The organism is Marinomonas sp. BSi20584, from assembly GCF_002792415.1.
Lineage (GTDB): Bacteria > Pseudomonadota > Gammaproteobacteria > Pseudomonadales > Marinomonadaceae > Marinomonas > Marinomonas polaris.
In genome coordinates this window covers 41875-63745 of record NZ_KZ454884.1, presented here as the reverse complement: position 1 = coordinate 63745, position 21871 = coordinate 41875, and the positions used below count along the sequence as shown (strand labels likewise).

At 42.2% G+C, this 21871-nt stretch carries 19 protein-coding genes and 1 pseudogene; 16 read left to right on the top strand and 4 right to left on the bottom strand.

Going from position 1 to position 21871, the window contains the following annotated elements; all coding sequences use genetic code 11:
- Window positions 1–5: 5 nt before the first annotated feature.
- Window positions 6–953, bottom strand: coding sequence for a ketopantoate reductase family protein (locus tag TY87_RS15110; protein ID WP_100187701.1), 948 nt, complete (start codon window positions 951–953; stop codon window positions 6–8).
- Between the two features lie 83 nt (window positions 954–1036).
- On the opposite strand from TY87_RS15110, the gene TY87_RS15105 reads away from it, so the two are divergent.
- Window positions 1037–1522 carry a YajQ family cyclic di-GMP-binding protein gene (locus TY87_RS15105; protein WP_072839214.1) on the top strand — a complete coding sequence of 162 codons (486 nt, stop codon included), beginning with the start codon at window positions 1037–1039 and terminating at the stop codon, window positions 1520–1522.
- Window positions 1523–1565: 43 nt separating this feature from the next.
- On the opposite strand, the gene TY87_RS15100 is transcribed toward TY87_RS15105, so the two are convergent.
- Window positions 1566–1886, bottom strand: a complete 321-nt coding sequence (locus TY87_RS15100) for an MGMT family protein (protein WP_100187700.1) — start codon at window positions 1884–1886, stop codon at window positions 1566–1568.
- Between the two features lie 47 nt (window positions 1887–1933).
- Between TY87_RS15100 and TY87_RS15095 the strand changes: the two genes are divergently transcribed.
- The 15 genes and pseudogenes from TY87_RS15095 (at window position 1934) to TY87_RS15025 (ending at window position 17393) form a co-directional block, all read left to right on the top strand.
- Window positions 1934–2413, top strand: coding sequence for an FxsA family protein (locus TY87_RS15095; RefSeq protein ID WP_100187699.1), 480 nt, complete (start codon window positions 1934–1936; stop codon window positions 2411–2413).
- Between the two features lie 129 nt (window positions 2414–2542).
- Window positions 2543–2833 (top strand): co-chaperone GroES, encoded by a 291-nt coding sequence (locus tag TY87_RS15090; RefSeq protein WP_012069737.1) that lies wholly within the window; start codon window positions 2543–2545, stop codon window positions 2831–2833.
- A gap of 56 nt (window positions 2834–2889) precedes the next feature.
- Complete coding sequence (gene groL, locus TY87_RS15085) at window positions 2890–4533, top strand: chaperonin GroEL (protein WP_072839212.1); 1644 nt, start codon at window positions 2890–2892, stop codon at window positions 4531–4533.
- 182 nt (window positions 4534–4715) lie between these two features.
- Window positions 4716–5372, top strand: a pseudogene (locus TY87_RS15080) (EAL domain-containing protein); the annotation flags it as partial.
- A 147-nt stretch (window positions 5373–5519) separates the two neighbouring features.
- Window positions 5520–7733 carry a motility hub landmark protein FimV gene (locus TY87_RS15075; protein WP_100187698.1) on the top strand — a complete coding sequence of 738 codons (2214 nt, stop codon included), beginning with the start codon at window positions 5520–5522 and terminating at the stop codon, window positions 7731–7733.
- Window positions 7726–8550, top strand: a complete 825-nt coding sequence (gene truA / locus TY87_RS15070) for a tRNA pseudouridine(38-40) synthase TruA (RefSeq protein ID WP_100187697.1) — start codon at window positions 7726–7728, stop codon at window positions 8548–8550. The genes TY87_RS15075 and truA overlap by 8 nt, the downstream gene beginning before the upstream one ends.
- Entirely contained in the window at window positions 8534–9151 is a 618-nt protein-coding gene (locus TY87_RS15065; protein ID WP_100187696.1) for a phosphoribosylanthranilate isomerase, read from the top strand. Before truA ends, TY87_RS15065 begins: the two co-directional genes overlap by 17 nt.
- A complete protein-coding gene (gene trpB, locus TY87_RS15060) occupies window positions 9144–10355 on the top strand; it encodes a tryptophan synthase subunit beta (protein WP_100187695.1) in 1212 nt (403 codons plus the stop codon). Before TY87_RS15065 ends, trpB begins: the two co-directional genes overlap by 8 nt.
- Window positions 10352–11158: a tryptophan synthase subunit alpha gene (gene trpA, locus TY87_RS15055; protein WP_100187694.1), complete on the top strand. Its 807-nt coding sequence runs from the start codon at window positions 10352–10354 to the stop codon at window positions 11156–11158. The genes trpB and trpA overlap by 4 nt, the downstream gene beginning before the upstream one ends.
- 31 nt (window positions 11159–11189) lie before the next feature.
- Window positions 11190–12053 carry an acetyl-CoA carboxylase, carboxyltransferase subunit beta gene (gene accD, locus TY87_RS15050; RefSeq protein WP_072839205.1) on the top strand — a complete coding sequence of 288 codons (864 nt, stop codon included), beginning with the start codon at window positions 11190–11192 and terminating at the stop codon, window positions 12051–12053.
- A 4-nt stretch (window positions 12054–12057) separates the two neighbouring features.
- Window positions 12058–13314 (top strand): bifunctional tetrahydrofolate synthase/dihydrofolate synthase, encoded by a 1257-nt coding sequence (gene folC / locus TY87_RS15045; RefSeq protein WP_100187693.1) that lies wholly within the window; start codon window positions 12058–12060, stop codon window positions 13312–13314.
- Between the two features lie 3 nt (window positions 13315–13317).
- Window positions 13318–13926, top strand: coding sequence for an SPOR domain-containing protein (locus TY87_RS15040; RefSeq protein WP_232617150.1), 609 nt, complete (start codon window positions 13318–13320; stop codon window positions 13924–13926).
- A 75-nt stretch (window positions 13927–14001) separates the two neighbouring features.
- Window positions 14002–14535, top strand: coding sequence for a CvpA family protein (locus tag TY87_RS15035; RefSeq protein WP_072839203.1), 534 nt, complete (start codon window positions 14002–14004; stop codon window positions 14533–14535).
- Window positions 14536–14612: 77 nt separating this feature from the next.
- The gene (gene purF / locus TY87_RS15030) at window positions 14613–16118 is read left to right on the top strand and encodes an amidophosphoribosyltransferase (protein WP_072839202.1); all 1506 of its coding nucleotides are present in this window, start codon (window positions 14613–14615) and stop codon (window positions 16116–16118) included.
- 99 nt (window positions 16119–16217) lie between these two features.
- Window positions 16218–17393, top strand: a complete 1176-nt coding sequence (locus TY87_RS15025) for an O-succinylhomoserine sulfhydrylase (RefSeq protein WP_100187692.1) — start codon at window positions 16218–16220, stop codon at window positions 17391–17393.
- Window positions 17394–17495: 102 nt separating this feature from the next.
- Here the strand turns inward: TY87_RS15025 and TY87_RS15020 are convergent, their stop codons facing one another.
- The gene (locus TY87_RS15020; RefSeq protein ID WP_100187691.1) at window positions 17496–20708 is read right to left on the bottom strand and encodes an efflux RND transporter permease subunit; all 3213 of its coding nucleotides are present in this window, start codon (window positions 20706–20708) and stop codon (window positions 17496–17498) included.
- Between the two features lie 11 nt (window positions 20709–20719).
- Entirely contained in the window at window positions 20720–21814 is a 1095-nt protein-coding gene (locus TY87_RS15015) for an efflux RND transporter periplasmic adaptor subunit (RefSeq protein ID WP_100187690.1), read from the bottom strand.
- Window positions 21815–21871: the final 57 nt, after the last annotated feature.

The following is a 21871-nucleotide window of genomic DNA, read 5'->3' as shown; positions in this document are numbered from 1 at the left end:
AGCTGCTAAGGAAGACTTAGCAGCTTTTTTTTGACCTCTTCTCTCTGCTCTGCATAGGCAACGCCATCAAAAAGTAAACGCTGTACAGGCAATTCAATAGGGCTGTTATCAAGTAAAAAGCCTGAAATAAAGCTGTTTTCAGTTTGGCGCTGTAATCTAATATCTTCGTGCATAGAAGATCTATTTAAACGAGTGAGCTGGGCAATAGTGTGCACTCTGTTTTTGAGGTTTTCTTGGGTAAGGTGTTGGCTCTCTTGCGCATAACTAAATTTTGGATGGGTAAAAACACTCGATAATTCAGACAGTGTTGCGTCGATTAGCGGCTTAAATTCATCATTAAGAATATCGCCATTATGTATGTTGAAAATAGCAGTAATCGGATTAATTACCGCATTGACTGCGAGCTTCTCGATCATTCTTTGGTGAATATTCGTTACTGTCATATTTTCAATAGGGAAATCTTTCGCGGGAGAGGTAATGCGCCATTGGCCAAAGTAGGAGTCGCCTAAGCCTGTGTGTTTAATGTGATTTGCTTCTATTTTCAAAACACCTTCGCTGGTTGTTCCTGCCCACAGGTTTTGGGTGTCTAATAAAATGTTTTGAAGATCTTCCTGGGCCCCAATTCCATTGCATAGGCAGGCAATATTTGCATCATTTGTTACGTGGTTTGCAATTTGCGAGAAAGCATTTTTTAGATCAAACGACTTTGTGCATAGCAGTACTTTATCGTATTGAGCTGTCAACTCTTCCGCTTTGAAACTTTTTATTTTATGCGTAGAGACACTGACTTGTTGTTGTCCCTCTTCATCAGTAAGAGATTCTAGGGTGATCTTTTTACCGGGGTTCTCCGATCGATACACTAGATGGACTTTATTGCCGAGTTTTTCTAGCTTACAAGCCCAAAATAGGCCGATAGCGCCAGCGCCGATGATTAACCAAGGCGTGTTCTTCATAATAGGTTTCCATTAGGTGTTTTATTTCAATCCCTGTTATTATCACCCCAAAATACATTATTGAAAATGCAAAGGAGTAGAAAATGCCATCATTTGACGTAGTATCTGAGTTAGATTGGCACGAAGTCACTAACGCAGTCGATCAGGCAAACAGAGAGATTACAACGCGTTATGACTTTAAAGGCGTAAAAGCGCACTACGAAATTAAAGACAAAAAAAGCGTTGTTATGGAGGCTGAGGCTGAGCCTCAACTTCGCCAGATGTCTGATATTTTAAATCAAAAATTGGTTGGCCGTGGCATTGATTTAAAAAGTTTGGAAAAAGAAGATGTCGTTAAAGGGAATATGCGCGCTTCTCAAGCGGTTAAAATGAAAGAAGGTCTTGAAACAGACGAAGCGAAAAAAATCGTTAAAATGATCAAAGATAGCAAAGCGAAAGTTCAAGCGCAGATTCAGGGTGACCAACTTCGTGTAACAGGTAAAAAACGAGACGACCTTCAAGAGGTGATGGCATTGTTGCGCGGTGCTGATTTAGCACAGCCAGTTCAATTTACCAATTTCAGAGACTAAATATATTTGCGGAGCCGCCATTCATTGTTAGTTGGTGGCTCTCTTATTTCTTTATTGAGTTTTCATTAAAAGCCAGCTTACTACCCACAATAACCCAGCCTTCTTTTTCTAATTTTTCTTTTTGTCTTAAATATCCATCTGTGTTTTCTGCGAAACTAATGCGACGCTGGGCATTTATGACTCTATGCCACGGCAGCTTAGTGTCTTTAGGTAGGTTTTTCATTAAACTGCCAACTTGCCTTGCATGGCCTGGAAACCCTGCTAGTTTTGCAAGTTCTCCGTAAGCAATGCATTCGCCCTTGGGTATTTCACTTAAAATATGAAACACCTGAGATTTAAATCTATCTATCGGTTGATTCGCCACATTTAGCCCTTAAATAAATAGTTACACTTAAAACAAAGAAGGTAAATATGAGATTTGCACTTTTGCTTTTCATACTCATTCCCGTTATTGAACTATCAGTATTAATAAAGGTTGGTAGTCAAATTGGTGCACTAGCAACGGTTGGCTTGGTTTTCTTAACGGCTATTTTAGGCGTGACTTTAATACGTAAGCAAGGGCTAGAAACGTCACTTAAAGCGCAGGAGAAAATGCGTCGAGGTGAGTTGCCTGCCTCTGAAGTTGCTGAAGGTATCATGCTAATCTTTGCAGGCTTGTGCTTGTTAATGCCTGGTTTTGTAACAGATATTATTGGTGGCTTACTATTGATTTCGCCATTACGTAAATTATTTGCGGCAGGTCTTTTGGTTAACTTTGTTGCATCTATGGTCAAAAAAGGGTCTAAATGGGCTCCTTATAGTGGTTATGACGCTCAACCTCAAGGTGAAACGATTGATGGCGAGTACTCAAAAGAACCTAAAGATGACAATGACTTAATAGATAAAAAATAATTTATTTTCAGGGTTGAAATTGGCTTGTATAGCCGTATATAGAACCTTGTTAAAGATTCCTACTATGTATCAGTAGGGTTATCCAGCCAGGGGAGTCCTGGTATCGTTTTTAATTGGAGAGATTGATCAATGAATATTCGTCCTTTGCACGATCGTGTCGTTGTTCGACGTAAAGAAGAAGAAACAACAACTGCATCTGGTATCGTCCTTCCCGGATCTGCTAAAGAAAAGCCTACTCAAGGCGAGGTTTTGGCTGTTGGCACTGGCCGTATTCAATCAAATGGCGATGTGCAAGCTTTGGCCGTTAAAGTTGGTGATACTGTGTTGTTTGGCCAATACTCCGGTCAAACCGTTAAAATCGAAGGTGATGAACTGCTTATCATGAAGGAAGACGAAATTTACGGCATTGTTGAAGCCTAAGTCACCCTGCAGATCTATTACGATTCATAGCATTTAAACAGTTAAGGTATAAGAAAATGGCAGCTAAAGAAGTTAAATTTGGAGATAGCGCTCGTCAGCAAATGCTGAAGGGTGTAAACGTTCTTGCAGATGCAGTAAAAGTAACCTTGGGGCCAAAAGGTCGTAATGTTATTATTGAGAAATCTTATGGTGCACCGCTTGTTACTAAAGATGGTGTGACTGTAGCGAAAGAAATTGAGCTTGAAAACAAGTTTGAGAACATGGGCGCACAAATGGTGAAAGAAGTTGCTTCTCAAGCCAATGATGTTGCTGGTGACGGTACAACAACAGCAACCGTTCTTGCGCAAGCAATTGTTGCTGAAGGTCTTAAAGCTGTTGCTGCGGGTCGTAACCCAATGGATCTTAAGCGCGGTATCGACCAAGCTGCTGCGGCCGTTGTAAAAGAGATTGCGGCGCAATCTACACCTTGTACTGATACTCGTGCTATCGAGCAAGTTGGTACTATCTCTGCTAACTCTGATTCCTCAGTTGGTAGAATCATTGCAGAAGCTATGGAGCGTGTTGGTAAAGAAGGTGTTATCACAGTAGAAGAAGGTTCAGGTTTTGAAGATGAGCTGGCTGTGGTTGAAGGTATGCAATTTGATCGTGGCTACCTATCTCCTTACTTCATCAACAACCAAGAGACTATGAGTGCGGAACTTGAAAACCCATTCATCCTTCTTGTTGATAAGAAAATCTCTAATATCCGTGATTTGCTACCAGTATTGGAAGGCGTTGCAAAAGCTTCTCGTCCATTATTGATTATTGCTGAAGACGTTGAAGGTGAAGCCTTGGCAACTTTGGTTGTAAACACTATGCGCGGCATCGTAAAAGTAGCTGCAGCTAAAGCGCCAGGCTTTGGTGATCGTCGTAAAGCAATGCTTGAAGATATCGCCGTACTTTCTGGTGCTACTGTTATTTCTGAAGAGGTGGGCTTGAGTCTAGAAACAGCGACTCTTGATCAGCTAGGTACAGCAAAACGTGTTACTTTGACAAAAGAAAGCACAACGATTGTAGATGGTGCTGGTAATGCAGCAAACATCACCAGTCGTGTTGAGCAAATTCGTGCTGAGATTGCTAACTCTTCTTCTGACTATGACAAAGAAAAACTTCAAGAGCGTGTTGCTAAATTGGCTGGTGGCGTTGCTGTTATCAAAATTGGCGCAGCAACTGAGTTGGCAATGAAAGAGAAGAAAGCGCGTGTAGATGACGCTCTTCATGCAACTCGTGCTGCTGTTGAAGAAGGTGTTGTTGCTGGTGGTGGTGTTGCTCTAGTTCGCGCTCTTACTAAAATTGTTGATCTTAAAGGTGAGAACGAAGATCAAAGCGTAGGCATCACTCTTGCTCTACGTGCGATGGAAGCGCCAATGCGTCAAATCGTAATCAACGCAGGTGCTGAAGCCTCTGTTGTTGTAGATAAGGTGAAGAAAGGCGAAGGTAACTTTGGTTACAACGCTGCAACTGGCGAGTATGGCGATATGTTGGAAATGGGTATCCTAGATCCAGCTAAAGTAACTCGTTCTGCACTTCAAGCAGCAGCATCTGTGGCGGGTCTTATGATCACTACTGAAGCAATGATTGCTGATTTGCCAAAAGACGACGCTGGCATGCCTGATATGGGTGGCATGGGCGGAATGGGTGGTATGGGCGGGATGATGTGATCCTTCTCTAACCCATTGATATAAAAGAAAACCTCGCTATTTTGCGGGGTTTTTTTTTATAATTAATTGTTGTGCTGATGTGGGCATCATTAATGTTTGTTTTTAGGGTTGTTTAAATGGATTCGTTATCACAAAAGATGTTGTTAGAGTTAGTCGAATCTAGATGATTTGGGGTTGAGTATCAGCCAATTGTGGAATTGAAAACAGGTGATTTTTTTGCCTATGAGGCGCTTTCAAGGTTTAGGTCTCTGAGCGGCGAGTTAATAAGGCCTGATTATGTGTATGCTGCACTGCATGACAACCCATTGCTATTATTTCAGGTGGAGCTTGCTCAAAAAAAGATACAGCTGGAGTGTCTTTCTAATTCGGAGAGAGTGTTTGTTAATTTAGATCAGGATGCGTTTTATGCCTGCGGACAGAATGCAGAAGATAACCCCTTTGTTGAACTTATACAGGCAGCAGGGCGAGATCGTGTTGTGGTTGAATTAATAGAAAATTCTGAAATAAGTGATGCGTTAATGAGTCTATCTATGATTGAGCTGTTTAATGGATTGGGTATTCGGACGGCATTAGATGATTTATGCAACCCAAAATCTATGTTATCTGTTGCTGTATTGCAGTTAGTTGAATGGGTTAAATTGGATAAATGTGTGCTAGAAAAGAGATTAGATGCTAATTTTATGGTGTTTGTATCAAAGATAATTGATTTCGCTCATGCTACGGGGAAGCAAGTTATCCTTGAAGGGGTCGAAGTAGAGGAAGACTTAGCTTTTGCTCGACGTATAGGTGTAGATTATGTGCAGGGGTTTTATTTTCGAAGTGGTTTTTTGAGTCATTAGGTGTAAAAAATGTATTGCTTTGATGTTTTTTATCTCTCTCTTGCATTAAGTGCAAACCATTGATTCTAAAGCTATTGATAAATGATCACCTGTGTAAGATACTTGTTTAGATATTTATGTCCATAATTTGTAAATAAAGGGAAGCTTATGCTCAGAAAAACCCTCGTTAGTATTGCTGTGTCAGGCGCGCTATATGTGTCCAGCAGTTACGCACTGGAACTGGGTGAGTTGACCTCTCAATCAAATTTGGGCGAACCTTATCGCGGAAAAATCGAACTTTCTGATGTAGGGTCTTTAACAAACAACGACATATTAATTCGTCTAGGCAGTGAAAGTGAATTTCGTCAAGCTGGCTTTGCTCAGACAAGAGTTTTATCACAGTTGAAATTTGATGTTGTTCGTGAAGGTGGTAATCTCGTTGTGGCTGTGTCATCTGACCAACCATTACGAGTAGATGAGTTACATTTTATATTGGCTGCTCGTTGGCCTAGCGGTCAGGTTGTTCGAGAATATCAGACACCATTAAATCAATCCGCATTGGTTAAAAAATCTCAAAAAGAAGTCGTTCAATCCACTCCTGTTGCATCTGTTACGTCGGCATCAAATCAATCAGTTTTTCGTCAAGCTACTATTGATGCGGAAAAAATGTCCCCAAAAGGTCAGTTGAATGTAGTCAAAGGGAATACCCTTTGGTCTATCGCTGGTCAAAATCGTCCGACGAATCAACTAACCATCTATCAAACAATGATGGCGATTCAAGCGCTCAATAAAGATGCTTTTTATTCAGATAATATTAACCTTTTGAAAGAAGGTGCCATTCTGCGTTTGCCAACACAGGATCAAATCGCACTTTTTAATAACTCAATTTCAAAGGAAGAATTCCAACGTCAACATGATGCTTGGATGGCACTGAAAGGCTCTAAAAATAGTTCAGCTATTGAACAAGCTCAATTAAATACTCAAGCAAAAGCTAAAGCTGCATCTAATGCGCCCGCAGCTGGCGGTGATAAGTTGACCTTGGCTTCTGGGCAAAGTTTACTGCCTGAAAATGCTGCGAGCTCAAATGCTGGTGATGATAAGAGTGCCGCCCTAAATGCTTTGCAAGGTGAATTATCTGCTTCACAAGAAATGCTAGACAAAGAGCAGCGTGAAAAAGGTGAATTATCAACTCAATTGGGTGATTTGAACAAGCAGCTTGAAACTCTTGAGCAGCTGATTAGTTTAAAAGATAAACAAATGGCAGATTTGCAACAGCAATTTGCCAGCGCTCAGCAGGCTCTTCAGGAGCAAAAAAATACTGTTGACCAGCTTCTAGAGGCAGATCAAATTCGTCGAGAAAAAGAGCTGGCGGAAGAGAACTCCCTTGTTAACAAGATATTCGGCAATCCAATCGTTGTATCAATCGGTGCGGTGGTATTGCTGCTGTTTGGTTTCTTGATTGGCCTAGTTATGCGTAGAGCTGGTAAGAAGCAAGAGGAGCAAGATCCATTAAAAAAGGATGAGTTTGATCTCTCATCAGCTGCGGTTGTCGCGCCTGTTGCTGTAGCTGCGGCAGCTAATTATGCATTAGACGATGGAATCGAAGAGAAAGAAGAGCTAAAAGAAGAAGATCCTTTCGCTTTTGATTTTGATACGCCTGATGAAGACGATGATCTTGAAGATTTTGGTTCTTTTGGGGACGATATTGCTTCTGTAGAATTTACTGACCCAATGGTCGATGACAAAATAGACTTATCTGAAGATCCGGAAGATGAACTTGAAAGTGCAGTAGAAGATGATGCTATTGACGATGACATGTTTGCGTCTTTTGATGAGCCAGATGATTTGTCTGATCCAGTATTAGACTTTGATGAAGACGATGAGCTAGATGAACTGGAAACCTTTGTTGAGGATGATATACCAACAATGATACCAGAGGCTGTTGAGTCGGTTTCTGATGATGTGGAAGATGAGGTTGAAAGTGAAGAAGAGTCTTTTGTTTCGAGCCTATTAAATGATGTTGATCAAGATGATGTTGATGAGTCGTCTATCTTTAGTGGTACTCCAAATGATTCTTTGGCTAATTCAATAGAAGAAACATTAGCTGAGGCTCAGCAAGAGGAAGATGAAATAGAGGTTCCTTCATTTGGCGAGGCTGAAGCTGCTGAAGATGAAGAAGTTAGCGATGAAGAAGAAGAGTTCGACTTCTTTGATGCTAGTGGTGATGAGGTTGCAACCAAGCTTGATTTAGCAAGAGCCTATATGGATATGGGTGATGAAGAGGGTGCTCGAGTTATTCTGGATGATGTTATTGAGTCAGGTAATGAACAGCAGATTGCTGAAGCACAGAATATGATGGAGCGAATGTTCCCAAGTGACTAAAAAAGTAGTACTAGTTGTTGAATATAATGGCTCTGAGTATAAGGGCTGGCAAGCACAGAAATTTGGTGTTCCAAGTGTTCAGGAGAATTTAGAAAAAGCGTTAGCCATAATTGCAAATCATCCTGTTAAGGTGGTTTGTGCCGGTCGAACGGACTCAGGTGTCCATGCAAGCGCCCAAGTGGTTCATTTTGAAACTGATGTTGAGCGTAGTGAACGTGCATGGACGATAGGAGTTAATACTTATCTTCCCACAGATATTACCGTTGTAGCTGCAAGTTCTGTTTCAGATGACTTTCATGCTCGTTTTAGTGCATTAAGCCGTCGTTACCGATACGTTATTTATTCGTCGGCTTTTTGTCCGGCAATATTAGCCAAAGGAGTAACTTGGACGTACAAAACACTTGATGTTGCGGCTATGGAAGCAGCTGCGAAAGTGTTTCTGGGTACTCACGATTTCTCTTCTTTTCGCGCGATTGGCTGCCAAGCCAATACTCCTATACGGACGATCCTAAACTTTGATGTACAGCAGCTGGGGCAATATATTGTCTTGGATGTTCGAGCCAATGCTTTTTTGCATCATATGATTCGAAATTTCGCAGGTGTCCTGATGTCTATTGGTGCGGGCGAAAAGCCTGTTTCTTGGGCAAGACAGACCTTAGAGGCAAAGGATCGCACCAAGGGTGGAATTACAGCGCCACCGACAGGGTTGTATTTTGTTGACGCTCAATACCCTGATGTCTTTAATGTACCGAAACGACCTTTAGGTCCTCATTTTTTACCCTATGTAGACGAGCCAGTTTATGAATTGCCGAGTTAAAATCTGCGGGATCACAAATTTAGACGACGCAATAGTTGCGTGTCGCTATGGTGCAGATGCTTTGGGATTTGTTTTTTACGAAAAAAGCCCCAGATATGTTGCTCCTGATGTGGCGAATTTTATTGTTACTCAGTTACCACCATTCGTAACCCCAGTTGCTTTATTTGTAGATGCGGATAGATCTCTGGTTCAATCTGTAATAAGTGGCAGTTCCCGCTGGACTATTCAATTTCATGGTGGTGAACCTGAATCTGAATGTATTTCTTATCAACGCCCTTATATGAAGGCATTGAGAATACAGCAAGGGGATGATGTTGCTGCTTTGGTGGATCAATACCCAAGTGCTAGTGCTATTTTGCTAGATGCTTATAAAGCTGGCGTTCCTGGTGGAACGGGTGAAGTATTTGATTGGTCTTTAATACCGGTCGGCTTGTCTAAACCAATTGTGTTGGCGGGCGGTTTAACGCCAAGTAATGTTGAGCAAGCAATAAGACAAGTTAAGCCATATGCCGTCGATGTAAGTGGTGGTGTTGAATTATCTAAAGGCATTAAGAGTGAGCTTAAGGTTCAAGAATTTATTAGTGGAGCGAAATGTGGATAGCAAAGACATTAATCTAGATTTACCAGACTCTCATGGTCGTTTTGGTCCCTATGGCGGCATATTTGTTTCCGAAACGCTGATGTCAGCGTTGGAAGATCTGACTGAGATGTATGAACGCCTGTCTAAGGACAGCGATTTTCAAGCCGCCTTCGATTATGACTTAGCGCATTACGTTGGTCGTCCTTCACCGCTATATTTTGCTGAGCGACTAACGAAAAAAGCAGGTGGAGCGAAGATATATCTGAAGCGTGAGGATTTAAATCACACTGGCGCTCATAAGATAAATAATACAATCGGTCAGGCTCTGCTTGCGAAGCATATGGGCAAGCCAAACATTATTGCAGAAACCGGCGCTGGACAGCATGGTGTGGCTTCTGCGACGGTTGCTGCTCGATTGGGTTTAAAGTGTAAGGTATTTATGGGGGCGGAAGATATTCGTCGTCAATCACTTAACGTATATCGTATGAAGCTATTAGGTGCGGAAGTGATTTCCGTTGAGTCCGGCACCAAAACGTTAAAAGATGCGCTTAATGAAGCGATGCGTTATTGGGTAGGGAATGTGGATGATACCTTTTATATTATAGGTACTGCTGCAGGTCCTCACCCTTATCCTAAATTGGTTCGAGATTTTCAATCTGTAATTGGTCGCGAAACTAAGGCTCAGTGTTTAGCTCAAGAGGGACGTTTGCCAGATGCTCTAGTCGCTTGTGTTGGTGGTGGGTCAAATGCCATTGGTATGTTTCACCCATTCATCAAAGATGAAAGTGTCGCAATGTACGGAGTTGAAGCGGGTGGTGATGGCATTGAAACAGGTCGCCATGCGGCTCCATTAAGTGCTGGGCGCCCTGGTGTTCTGCATGGCAACCGTACTTATGTCATGGCCGATGATGATGGTCAAATTATTGGTACTCATTCTATCTCTGCGGGTTTGGATTATCCTGGTGTTGGTCCTGAATATGCTTGGTTAAAGGATATCGGGCGCGCTAACTACGTGGCGATTAATGATGATGAAGCGATGGATGGCTTTAGAGATTTAACTCGCTTAGAAGGCATAATGCCTGCACTTGAGTCAAGTCATGCTGTGGCTTACGGTATGAAGTTAGCGGCGACCATGGATAAAGATAAGATTGTTGTGATCAACCTTTCGGGGCGTGGTGATAAAGATATTCTTACCGTTGCAGAATTGGATGGGATTGAAGTATGAGTCGCATTAAACAATGTTTTGAAAATTTAGAAAAATCTGGTAAAAAGGCGCTCATTCCGTATATTACCGCTGGCGATCCTAGTCCTGATTCTACAGTGACCTTGATGAATGCTTTGGTTGATGCTGGGGCTGATGTGATTGAAATTGGTATGCCTTTTTCGGATCCCATGGCCGACGGCCCAGTAATTCAGTTAGCCTGTGAACGTAGCTTGGCAGCTGGCACCAGTGTTAAAAAAGTATTGCAAATTATTACTGAATTTAGACAAGGTAATAAGCAAACGCCTATTGTTTTGATGGGTTATTTAAATCCAATTGAGTTTTTTGGCTATCAAGCTTTTTCAGATGCCGCAAAAGAAGCGGGTGTTGATGGTATTTTATTAGTAGATCTGACTCCTGAAGAGGCGACAGATGTAGTAGAATGCTTCCGAGAGAACGAGATAGATCTTATTTATTTGCTGTCACCTACGACAACACCAGATCGCGCAAAGAAAATCTGTGACTTGGCATCAGGCTATGTGTACTACGTTTCTGTGAAAGGTGTAACTGGTTCTGCTGAACTGGATGTTGATAGTGTTAAGAAGCATGTGGATTCATTGCGTGAAATTACCAACTTACCTATTGGTGTTGGTTTTGGTATACGCGATGCTAAAACTGCAGCGGCAGTAAGTAAATGTGCTGATGGCGTGATTGTTGGTAGTGTATTAGTGAATGCTATCGCTGAAAATAAAGATCATCAAAAAGAATATATAGCTGACGCTTTAAGCGCCATTTTATCGCCTATGCGAAATGAAATGGATGCTTAAGCGATAGCAAACGAGAAATGTGGAGAAGTAAATGAGTAGCTGGTTAGATAAATTCGTCCCTTCTATAGTACGAAGTGAATCAAAGCGTAGTGCAGGTTCTGTACCTGAGGGTCTTTGGAAAAAATGTCCAAAATGTGAAAATGTTCTATATCGTCCAGAGTTGGAAAAAAACTTAGATGTTTGTCCAAAATGTAATCATCATCTTCGTGTTGGTGCTCGTCGTCGTTTGGATATTTTCTTGGATAAAGAAGGTCGTCATGAAATCGGTGCTCATCTTGAGCCTGAGGACAAATTAAAATTTAAAGACTCAAAACGCTATAAAGATCGTCTGGCTGATGCTCAAAAAGCAACGGGCGAAAAAGATGCTTTGGTTGCGATGCAAGGTGCTTTGAATGGAATGCCAGTGGTTGCTGTTGCGTTTGAATTTAGCTTTTTGGGCGGTTCGATGGGCGCAATAGTCGGTGAACGTTTTATTCAAGCAGTTAATGTTTGTTTGGAAAAACGTATTCCACTTGTGTGTTTTTCTGCCAGTGGTGGAGCGCGTATGCAAGAGGCGCTAATTTCCTTGATGCAGATGGCGAAAACAAGTGCTGGTTTGGAGCGCCTGAAGCAAGAAGGCATTCCATATATTTCTGTTATGACAGATCCAGTTTTTGGTGGTGTATCTGCTTCTTTGGCTATGTTAGGCGACTTGAACGTTGCTGAGCCAAATGCCTTGATTGGTTTTGCTGGTCCGCGTGTTATTGAGCAGACAGTTCGCGAAAAATTACCTGAAGGTTTCCAGCGTAGTGAGTTTTTGTTGGAAAAAGGTGCGCTAGATATGATCATCAAACGTGATGAAATGCGTAATCGCTTATACAATATCCTGTCTTTGCTGACTAATAAGGTTGCTTAATTAGATGACGCACACGTCATTAGCTAGCTGGCTCTCATATATTGAGAGTCAGCATCCTTCAGAAATAGAGTTAGGTCTAGAAAGAGGGAGCAAAGTATTAGCTCGATTAAATTTATCTAGACCTAAGCATAAAGTGATCACTGTAGCTGGAACAAATGGTAAAGGCTCAACCTGCGCCATGTTGACTCAGTATCTGTGCGAGCAAAATTATTCTGTTGGTACCTATACTTCTCCCCATTTTCTTGCTTTTAACGAACGCATAGCATTGAACGATTTGCCTTGTGACGATGAGATTCTTTGTTGTGCATTCGAGGCAATTGAGGCGGCGCGTGAAGGCATCACTTTGACCTATTTTGAATTCAGTACACTTGCAGCGCTATGGATCTTCGATCAATCCAACCTGGATTATTGGGTGCTAGAAGTGGGGCTGGGTGGTCGCTTAGATTCTGTCAATATGATAGATACCGACGTTGCTGTTGTTACCTCTATTTCTTTGGATCACATAGATTGGTTGGGCGATAACCTAGATGTTATTGCGCGAGAAAAAACAGGCATTGCGAGAAAAGATAAGCTACTCATCAGTGGTGTTGTTAATCCTCCTAGTACTATTGCTAGCACAGCGTTAGAGGTGGGGGCGCATTTGCGTCAAAAAGGTGTCGACTTCCACTTTGAGTTAGATAGCAATACCTGGTCGTGGTCTGGTGATGGGCTTCAGTTTGAAACATTGCCGATACCATCACTTCCTCTGCAAAACGCAGCTACAGTTATTGCAGTTTTGGTTTATATGGGCTTTTCTCCTACGCATGCTGATTTAGTTTCTTTATTTAGCCGTGCGCAGCTAATGGGGCGTTTTCAGAAAGTAGCTACGTTTCCTGATGTGTACATTGATGTGGCCCATAATCCTGAAGCTGCTATTGAATTAGCTCATCGCATAAGCAATTTGCCGATTCAACCAGTTGCTGTCTGCGGTATGTTAAAAGACAAAGATATTGCTAGTGTTATGAAGCATCTTGCAGGCAGTTTTTCTGATTGGTTTTGTTGTGATTTAGCTGGACCAAGAGGGGCAAAGGCAAGTGAGCTTGTTAAGCATATTGTGCATAGTTCACCTTCTCTCGCTTTAAACGCAAAGGCTTTTCAGTCTGTTGGTGATGCTTTTAGTTCAGCTTTAGTGAAAGCTCAAGATGAGCAGCGTTCAGTGATTGTTTTTGGCTCCTTTGTAACTGTCTCGGATTATTTGGCGCTTAATCAATCAAAAGAGTGATTTATGATAGATAGAACCATTACATACAGACTTATTGGCGCCGGCATTATGGTGTTATCAGCGGCCATAATATTACCTTTGATTTTGGATGGTGAGCGTCCAGCTGAGCTTGATGTTCAGGTTCAAGTCACTACTCCCCCGGCTTTTCCCATTGTTGAAATTGCCCCAGTTCAGTCTGTCGATAATTTACCGATAGAGCAATCAATTGGTGAAGATAGGGCGGCAGAGGATATTCGTTTGATTCCAGTTCCTCAATCTGCTAATGACGTTTCAAGTATTAGTGGAGTGGAGTCGACTGTTTCCGCTAAACCTGAGGCCAAACCAGAAGCGAAACCTGCAGTAGAGAAAGAGCCTGTTGAAAAATCGGCACCTGTGCAGGTTGCTGATCGTTGGGTACTTCAGATTGCTACTTTTAAGAGCAAAGAAAATGCTGTTCGTTTAGTCGAAAAGCTTAAAGGGGCAAATTATGATGCCTACAGTTTGACGACCAATTCACTTTATAAAGTGTATGTTGGTCCTGAATTCAAGCGAGAAACCTCCGAAAAAATGCGTGAAGAGATTAAGAAAAAATTTAACTTAAACGGAATTGTTGTTAAATATTCAGTGAATTAGTTCGAGGTTTGGTGTCGTGGTATTTGGAAAATCCTAGGCATCTGTTAAACTTCGCAGCGATTTTTAGAGGTATTCATGGGGCAAATAAGTTCAATGTCGACAATTGATTGGTTGATTATTGCTGTAGTGGTTCTTTCTACTCTTTTGAGTTTAAAAAGAGGCTTTGTTAAAGAGGTTTTATCACTTCTTACTTGGGTTGTTGCCTTTGTTGTGTCGGTAAAGTTCTCAGATCAGATGCAGGCATTGCTTCTTGATCAAGTTCAAAATGACCAGATTCGTTATATTGTTTCTTTTGTTTCCCTATTTATAGCAACGTTAATTGTTGGGTCCTTGGTGAGTTTTTTACTGGGTTCTCTGATTCAAGTAACGGGCTTGTCGAGCACTGATAGAGTATTAGGCATGTTATTTGGCTTTGCTCGTGGTGGTTTGATTGTTGTGGCTTTCGTTTCTTTATTGAGCTTGAGTCCAGCGATAGAAAAAACTGAGTTTTGGAAAACTTCACAATTGATCCCTCAACTGGGGCAGTTGAATGACTGGACGCGTGATATGTTAGGCAAGAGCTCGGATCTTATGGATTCGTCTCTCATTGATCGCGCCCTTGGAAATTAGTTGCTCGAAGTAGCAATCAAATAGATAAAGAACCTTTGCGGCGTTTGTCGCAATTCCCCAACACGAGGATCTAGAACATGTGTGGTATCGTTGGTGTCGTAGGCACGTCTGTGGTTAACCAAGCAATTTTTGATGCGTTAACCCTTCTTCAGCATCGTGGGCAAGATGCTGCGGGTATGGTTACAAGCCATAACGGACGATTATGTTTACGCAAAGACAATGGTCCGGTGAGTGAAGTATTTCGCACTCGCCATATGAAAAAACTACACGGTAACATAGGTATTGGGCATGTCCGTTATCCAACGGCAGGGACTTCTAGTTCAGCAGAAGCTCAACCTTTCTATGTTAACTCTCCCTACGGCATTTCACTTGCACACAATGGTAATTTAACGAATACCGCTAAACTGAAACAAGAAGTGTTTGAATCTGACTTGCGTCATATCAATACAACTTCTGATTCTGAAGTTTTGGTAAACGTTTTGGCTCACGAACTTCATGAAGAAGGGAAGTTGGTGCCAACACCTGAAGATATCTTTAATGCGCTTGAGCGTGTTTACAAGCGTATCGAAGGCGGCTATGCGGTAGTCACTCTGATCACAGGTTATGGTATTTTGGCTTTCCGTGATCCAGATGGCATCCGCCCATTGATTTATGGCTCCCGTCAAACAGATGAGGGCGTTGAATATATGGTCGCTTCTGAGAGTGTGGCGCTTGATGCGGCAGGCTTTAAAATTGAGCGGGATATTCAGCCAGGTGAAGCGATCTTTTTTGATCTAAACCACAATGTTCATGTCCGTCAGTGCACACCAAAAAAAGTAGCGCGTCCTTGTTTGTTTGAATATGTGTACTTTGCTCGCCCCGATACCGTTATTGACAGCATCTCAGTATACAAAGCACGTATTAATATGGGGGATCGTCTTGCAGCAAAAATTCAGCGTGAATGGATAGATCATGATATTGATGTGGTTATTCCAATTCCTGATACAAGCCGAACAGCTGCTTTGCAAATCGCACAAACATTAAATATTCCGTTCCGTGAAGGTTTGGTTAAAAACCGCTATATCGGTCGTACGTTTATCATGCCGGGTCAGGCTATTCGTAAAAAATCTGTACGTCAAAAGCTGAACCCTGTGCCTTTTGAATTCAAAGATAAAACGGTATTACTAGTTGATGACTCCATTGTTCGTGGTACGACGAGTAAAGAAATCATAGAGATGGCGAGAGAAGCGGGTGCGAAGAAAGTATACATAGCATCAGCTGCGCCAGAAGTTCGTTACCCGAATGTTTACGGTATCGATATGCCTGCAGCAAAAGAGCTTATTGCACATGATCGTAATGTTGATGAAATTTGCAAATTAATTGGTGCTGATAAATTGATATTCCAAGATTTGCAAGATTTGATAGATGCATGTATAGATGAGAAGCATTCAGATGTTCGTGAATTCGATACGTCTGTGTTTGACGCAAAATACATTACAGGCAATATTGATGCTGCTTACTTGGCAGGCATTGAAGGCGCGCGTAATGACTTAAATAAAGCTGCGGTTGAAGACCAAGCTAGCGATATGATGCACCCTATGTAATATTTGCATTATCTCGTGACGGATAAAACTAAGCCAGGTCACGCCTGGCTTAGTTGTTTTTGGGAAAAGATTTTTTGAAGCATGTCTTGGAGTGAAGTAATGGCTGATTATAAAGATGCAACGAATGCGATTCGTGCAGGTATTCGTCAAACGCAAGAGCAAGAAAACAGCGAAGCCATTTTTATGACCTCGAGCTTTGCTTATGGTAGTGCAGAAGAGGCGGCAGGGAAGTTTTCCGGTGAAGAGGATGGTAATGTTTATTCTCGTTTTACCAATCCAACAGTAGAGTTATTTGAAAAGCGCTTAGCGACCTTAGAAAAAGGCGAGGCTGCTATTGCAACAAGTTCTGGCATGGCGGCATTAATGACGTTGGCCTACAGTTTGTTAAGTGCAGGTGATCGGGTTGTTTGCTCCCGCAATATCTTTGGCTCAACAGTTAAGTTTTTTAATGCCTATACAACAAAATTTGGTGTTGAAGTGCTTTATGTGGATGCGACAGATTATGCGGCATGGGAAGAGGCGATTAATGAAAATACACGTTTTTGTTATTTCGAAACGCCTTCTAACCCACTGTATGAAGTGGTCGATGTTTCTCGAGTGGCTGCCTTGGCGCATGCTAAAGGTGCGTTGCTTTGTGTTGATACGGTTTTAGCGACACCAGCGTTGCAGAATCCTTTGACGCAAGGTGCTGATATTGTCATGCAATCAGCGACTAAATTTATTGATGGTCAAGGCCGCTGCTTGGGCGGGGCTTTAATTGCCAGCCAAGAAATAGTTGATGTCTTCACTGCCTTTATGCGTAGTGCTGGGCCATGTATGAGTCCGTTTAATGCTTGGGTGTTGTTAAATGGTCTAGAGACTTTGTCTTTGCGTATGACAGCACATTCTGCAAACGCTATGAAGCTGGCTACATATTTAGAAGCGCACCCTAAAGTGCTTAAAGTAAATTACGGCGGATTGCCGAGCCACAAATATCATGAGCTGGCTAAACAACAGCAAAAAGACTTTGGCGGATTGTTGTCTTTTGAAGTGGAAGGTGGTCGCAAGTCTGCTTGGGCCGTCATTAATGCATCGAAATTGATGTCGATTACAGGCAACTTGGGTGATACCAAAACTTTGGTGACTCATCCGGCTACTACGACTCATGGGCGATTGACGGACGATGAAAAAGCCAAAGCTGGTATTACAGAAGGATTGATTCGAGTCTCTGTTGGTTTGGAAGATATCGACGATATTATTGCGGATGTTAAAGAAGCGTTAGACCAATTGGTTTAAGCCTCATTTGTAACCAAATAATCGGTTATAAAAAAGCGGACTTAGAAGGTTTTCTAAGTCCGCTTTTTTGTTTTCAGTTGTTCTATTTTTGACAGCCAAATTTTAGTTGTCTTTGTCAGGTGCGTTCTTATTGTCAGCCGTTCCAAACGGCAGGTCTTGTGTTTCTCCCTTTGGAGCTTCTCTTTCCAATGCCTGTTCTTCTAATACTTGCAGCTGCTTTCGCTCTTTACGTCGATAACCTAAAACCAATAAACAGGGCGTCAGAATAAGCGTTAATGGTGTGGCAAAGGTTAGGCCACCAGCAATGGCAGTGGATAGTTGGGTCCACCATTGAGCCGATGGTGCGCCTATGCTGAAGGATTGGTGAATCAGATCAATATTGAATTGAAACACCATAGGCACCAAGCCAAGGATAGTTGTGATAGTGGTTAGCATAACAGGCCTGAGGCGCTGAACGCCTGTTCTGATAGCTGCTTCACGCACCAACATGCCTTGTTTACGCAAACCGTTGAAGGTGTCGATTAGAACGATATTGTTGTTAACCACAATGCCTGCCAAAGCAATAACACCAACCCCGCTCATTACAATGCCAAATGGCTGCCCTTTTACCATTAGGCCAATGAATACACCCATGGTTGAAAAGATTACCGCACTCAGAATTAATAAACATTGGAAGAAATTATTAAACTGAGTAACCAAAATGATCGCCATGATGAAAAACGCTACACCAAATGCTTTGATCAAAAATACCATGGATTTTTGTTGGTCTTCAGTGTTGCCGCGGAACTCATAGCTAACAGATTTATCTATACCTGCAGCATTTAGTTTTACTTTTATGGCTTTTATTACTTCATCAACGACTAAGCCGTCTTTCACGTCGGCATCAATTTTAATGGTTTTTTTGCCATCGGTCCTGTTTATCACACCTTGCTTCGGTGCTGCATACCGATGAATGAAGTTGCTGGCTGGAATACTTCCTTGGTTTGTAGGGATCTGCAGTTGATCTAATTGATCAAGGCTGCGTTGATTAACGGGATAGCGTAAAACAATATCAATTTTGTCATCGGCTCCTTCCGGTAAGAAATCGCTCAGAGTTATACCTGTTGTAACTAGTTTAATGACATTGCCGAGACTGTTAACGTCGACTCCGTATCGGCTGGCTTCTTCGCGATTGATATCAATACGCCATTCAATGCCAGCCAAGGATCTGTCATCGCTAACCGTTATTATCTCATCTCTCAACAATAGCTGTTTGCTGATCTCATCAGCGGCAAGATTAAGGGCTTCAGTGTAATTGGAACTAAGCTGTAGCTGGATATCAGCCCCAGATTGTGGCCCACCTTGTTCTTTTTCTGCGCTGATTTCAATGCCGGGTATTTGCTTGGTTCTTTCTCGTATACGATCCAAAATAGCGCCAGCGGAGTCTCGATTGTACCACTCAATAAACTCCATACTAATGGAGCCAATACTATCTGGTGCAGCGCCATTTCCAGGGGTGGCGTAAGATGTTGCGACGACACTTTTTAGTTCTCTTGTGCCGATAATTTGTTGCTCGACTTGTCTTACCAAAGCATCTTTTTCTTCTAAAGAAAGATCACCCCGGGCTCGTATATCCAAATTAGCGGATTCGGGTTCGATATTAGGGAAAAACTCAATGCCTTTACCAAACTTACCATAACTAGCAAAAATGCTAAGCAGCAGAGCAATGGTGAATAGTAAAACCCAAATAGGATATTCGACTAAACGAGTTAGCGTTCTTCCATAGAAACCTGTTGGTCCAGTAAGTTCGCTTAGGTCACCCGTTTCCGTGATGCGTAAGGCGTGCATGGTTTTTTCGGTGTAGGCACCTTTTTTGCCAATAATAGAACCGATGGTTGGTAATACAATTAACGCCATTACCAAAGACGAAGAAAGCGTCGCTATGATGGTGATCGGCATAAAACGCATAAACTCCCCAACTATGTCGGGCCAAAAAAGCAATGGCATGAAAACCGCTAAAGTAGTAGCAGTAGAGGCCGTGATTGGCCATGCCATGCGTTTAGCTGCTTCACTGTAAGCTTGTCGCTTGGACGCGCCTTCTGCTAGTTTGCGGTCTGCATACTCTGTGACAACGATAGCGCCGTCTACCAGCATGCCGACACTAAGGATTAGGGCAAACAACACCACCATATTGATGGTGTAGCCTTGTAAATCGAGAACCAAAATACCAGAGAGGAAGGCGCCGGGAATAGCGAGGCCAACCAATATGGCGCTTCGTACGCCAAGTGCCCAGACAATAACTATCATAACTAGCAAGGTTGCTGCCAAAACGTTATTGAACAGATCGTTTAGGGAGGTTTCGATGTCGATGGATTTATCACCAGTAAGGTCGTATTCAACACCATCTGGCCATTGTTCGCTTTCGTTCTTTACTGTGGCTTTAATTGCTTCAATGGTCTCTATAATATTTACGCCGACTCGTTTGGATACGGCAAGTGTTATACTGCGTTTGCCTTCTACTCGAGCGTAACTGGTTGGGTCTTCAAAAGTTAGTTCGCCTGTTGCAATATCGCCTAGTAAGACGACTTGATCGCCATCAGCCTTGATTGGCAAATTCAGAATGTCTTCTTTTGTCTTGAGTAGGCCGGGGACTTTTAAAGAAAAGCGCCCAGCGCCAGTATCTAGATTACCTGCCGCAACCAATTTGTTATTGCCAGAAACAAAACTGGCAACGTCAGCCAGAGAAAGATTATACGATTCAAGTTGCTCGGGACGAATGATGATCTGTGCTTGTTGGTCTCGGTCACCACTAATTTTTGCTTCTAATACGCCATCAACCGCTTCAATAGAATCTTGCAGGTTTTTTGCAATGCGACTGAGTGTTGCGAAGCTTACATTGCCAGATAAATTGACTCGTAGTACAGGGAATGTTGAAAGGTTTACCTCTGTTACGGTCGGTTCATCGGCATCGTCAGGCAATTCGCTTTTAGCTCTATCTACCTTGTCTCTAGTATCGCTAATTGCTTGGTCAATATTTACACCGGATTCGAATTCAAGCGTGATAGAGGCATGACCTTCAGAGGCGGTAGATTTTAGTTCTTTTAAACCTTCTAGCCCTTTGAGTTCTTTTTCTAACGGATGAACCAACAAGCTGTCAGCATCTTCTGGTGAAATGCCGTCTAGAGAGACAGAGACATAAGCCATTGGAATGGTAATGTCAGGATCACTTTCTTTGGCGATTTCGATGTAAGAAACCGTACCCATAATTAATATGAGGACGAAAAACATCAGTACAGTTCGAGAGCGAGCTAAGGCCGCCTCAATTAATAGTTGCATATTGGGCCTCCTTAGTTTTGGTAGTGAGCTTCAATTTTATCACCCGCAGACACAAAACCTTGTCCGACGGTGATAATGTTCACATTATCAGGAAGGCCGCGTACCCAAACTTGATCGCGTTCTGATTTAATGATTTCTACAGGTGATACAACGACAGTATTGTCGATGCTGATAGTTTTTATGGCCGTTCTGCCTGAATCATCTAAGGTCAGTAGTGCTGGCGAAAAAGCATGAGCTCTTTGTTGATCTAGAATGAAATCAACGGCAGCAGTTAAACCAGCAGGTATCGCATTGTCTGGATTATCTACCTGCATTTCGACACTGATAGTACGACTAGATTCGTTAGCGGTCGTGCTGATATAAGAAACAAAGCCTTCTGCCTCATAGCCAGATTCGAGACGAATGTTACCTTGAGTGCCAAGCTTTATAAGTTGAATCTTATTTTGAGGAATATTGACACTAACTTTGATTGGGTTAACTGAAACTAGAGTGCCAATAGTCGCACCAACCGCTAACACTTGTCCTTCTTGCACGTTTAATGTGTTCAATATGCCAGAGAATGGTGCTGTTACGTTTGCATTTTCCAAATCAACTTGTAATGCTTTTTCTGTTGCTTTGGCTGACGCTAGGTCTGTTTCTGCTTGGGCTAGATTGACCTTTGAAGTCAAATTACCTGCATTCAGTTTTCTTATGCCATCTAGTTCAAGCTGTTTTTGTTTGACGAGTAAGCCAGCTTGCTCTATTTGAACCTTTAGCGTGCGAGTGTCTATTTGCACTATAGATGAGCCTTTTTTAATAAAACGACCTTTTTCTACAGGTAATTTTATTATGCGTCCCTGATAACTGTTAATAAGCTGTAAAGTCTCATCTGCTAAGGTCTTTCCGCTTAATGGCAAGTGCATTTCAATGGTTTTAGTTATTAATGTTTTGGCTTGAACTGGATACGCAAGTTTGCTTTCTTTTGCCTGAGATGAAACGGTATCTTCATTGGGTTTTTTTTCAGTTTGACTAACCGTAATGCCATTGCCTCCTGCAAACATCCAGGTTACGGTTGCGATGGCAATGACCACAGCAGTAATTGGCCCTACCTTACTTTTAAACTCCATTTGTTACTCCATGAACCAGAAAGTTTATCGTTATGTTGGTTAAGTATATTCAGAAAT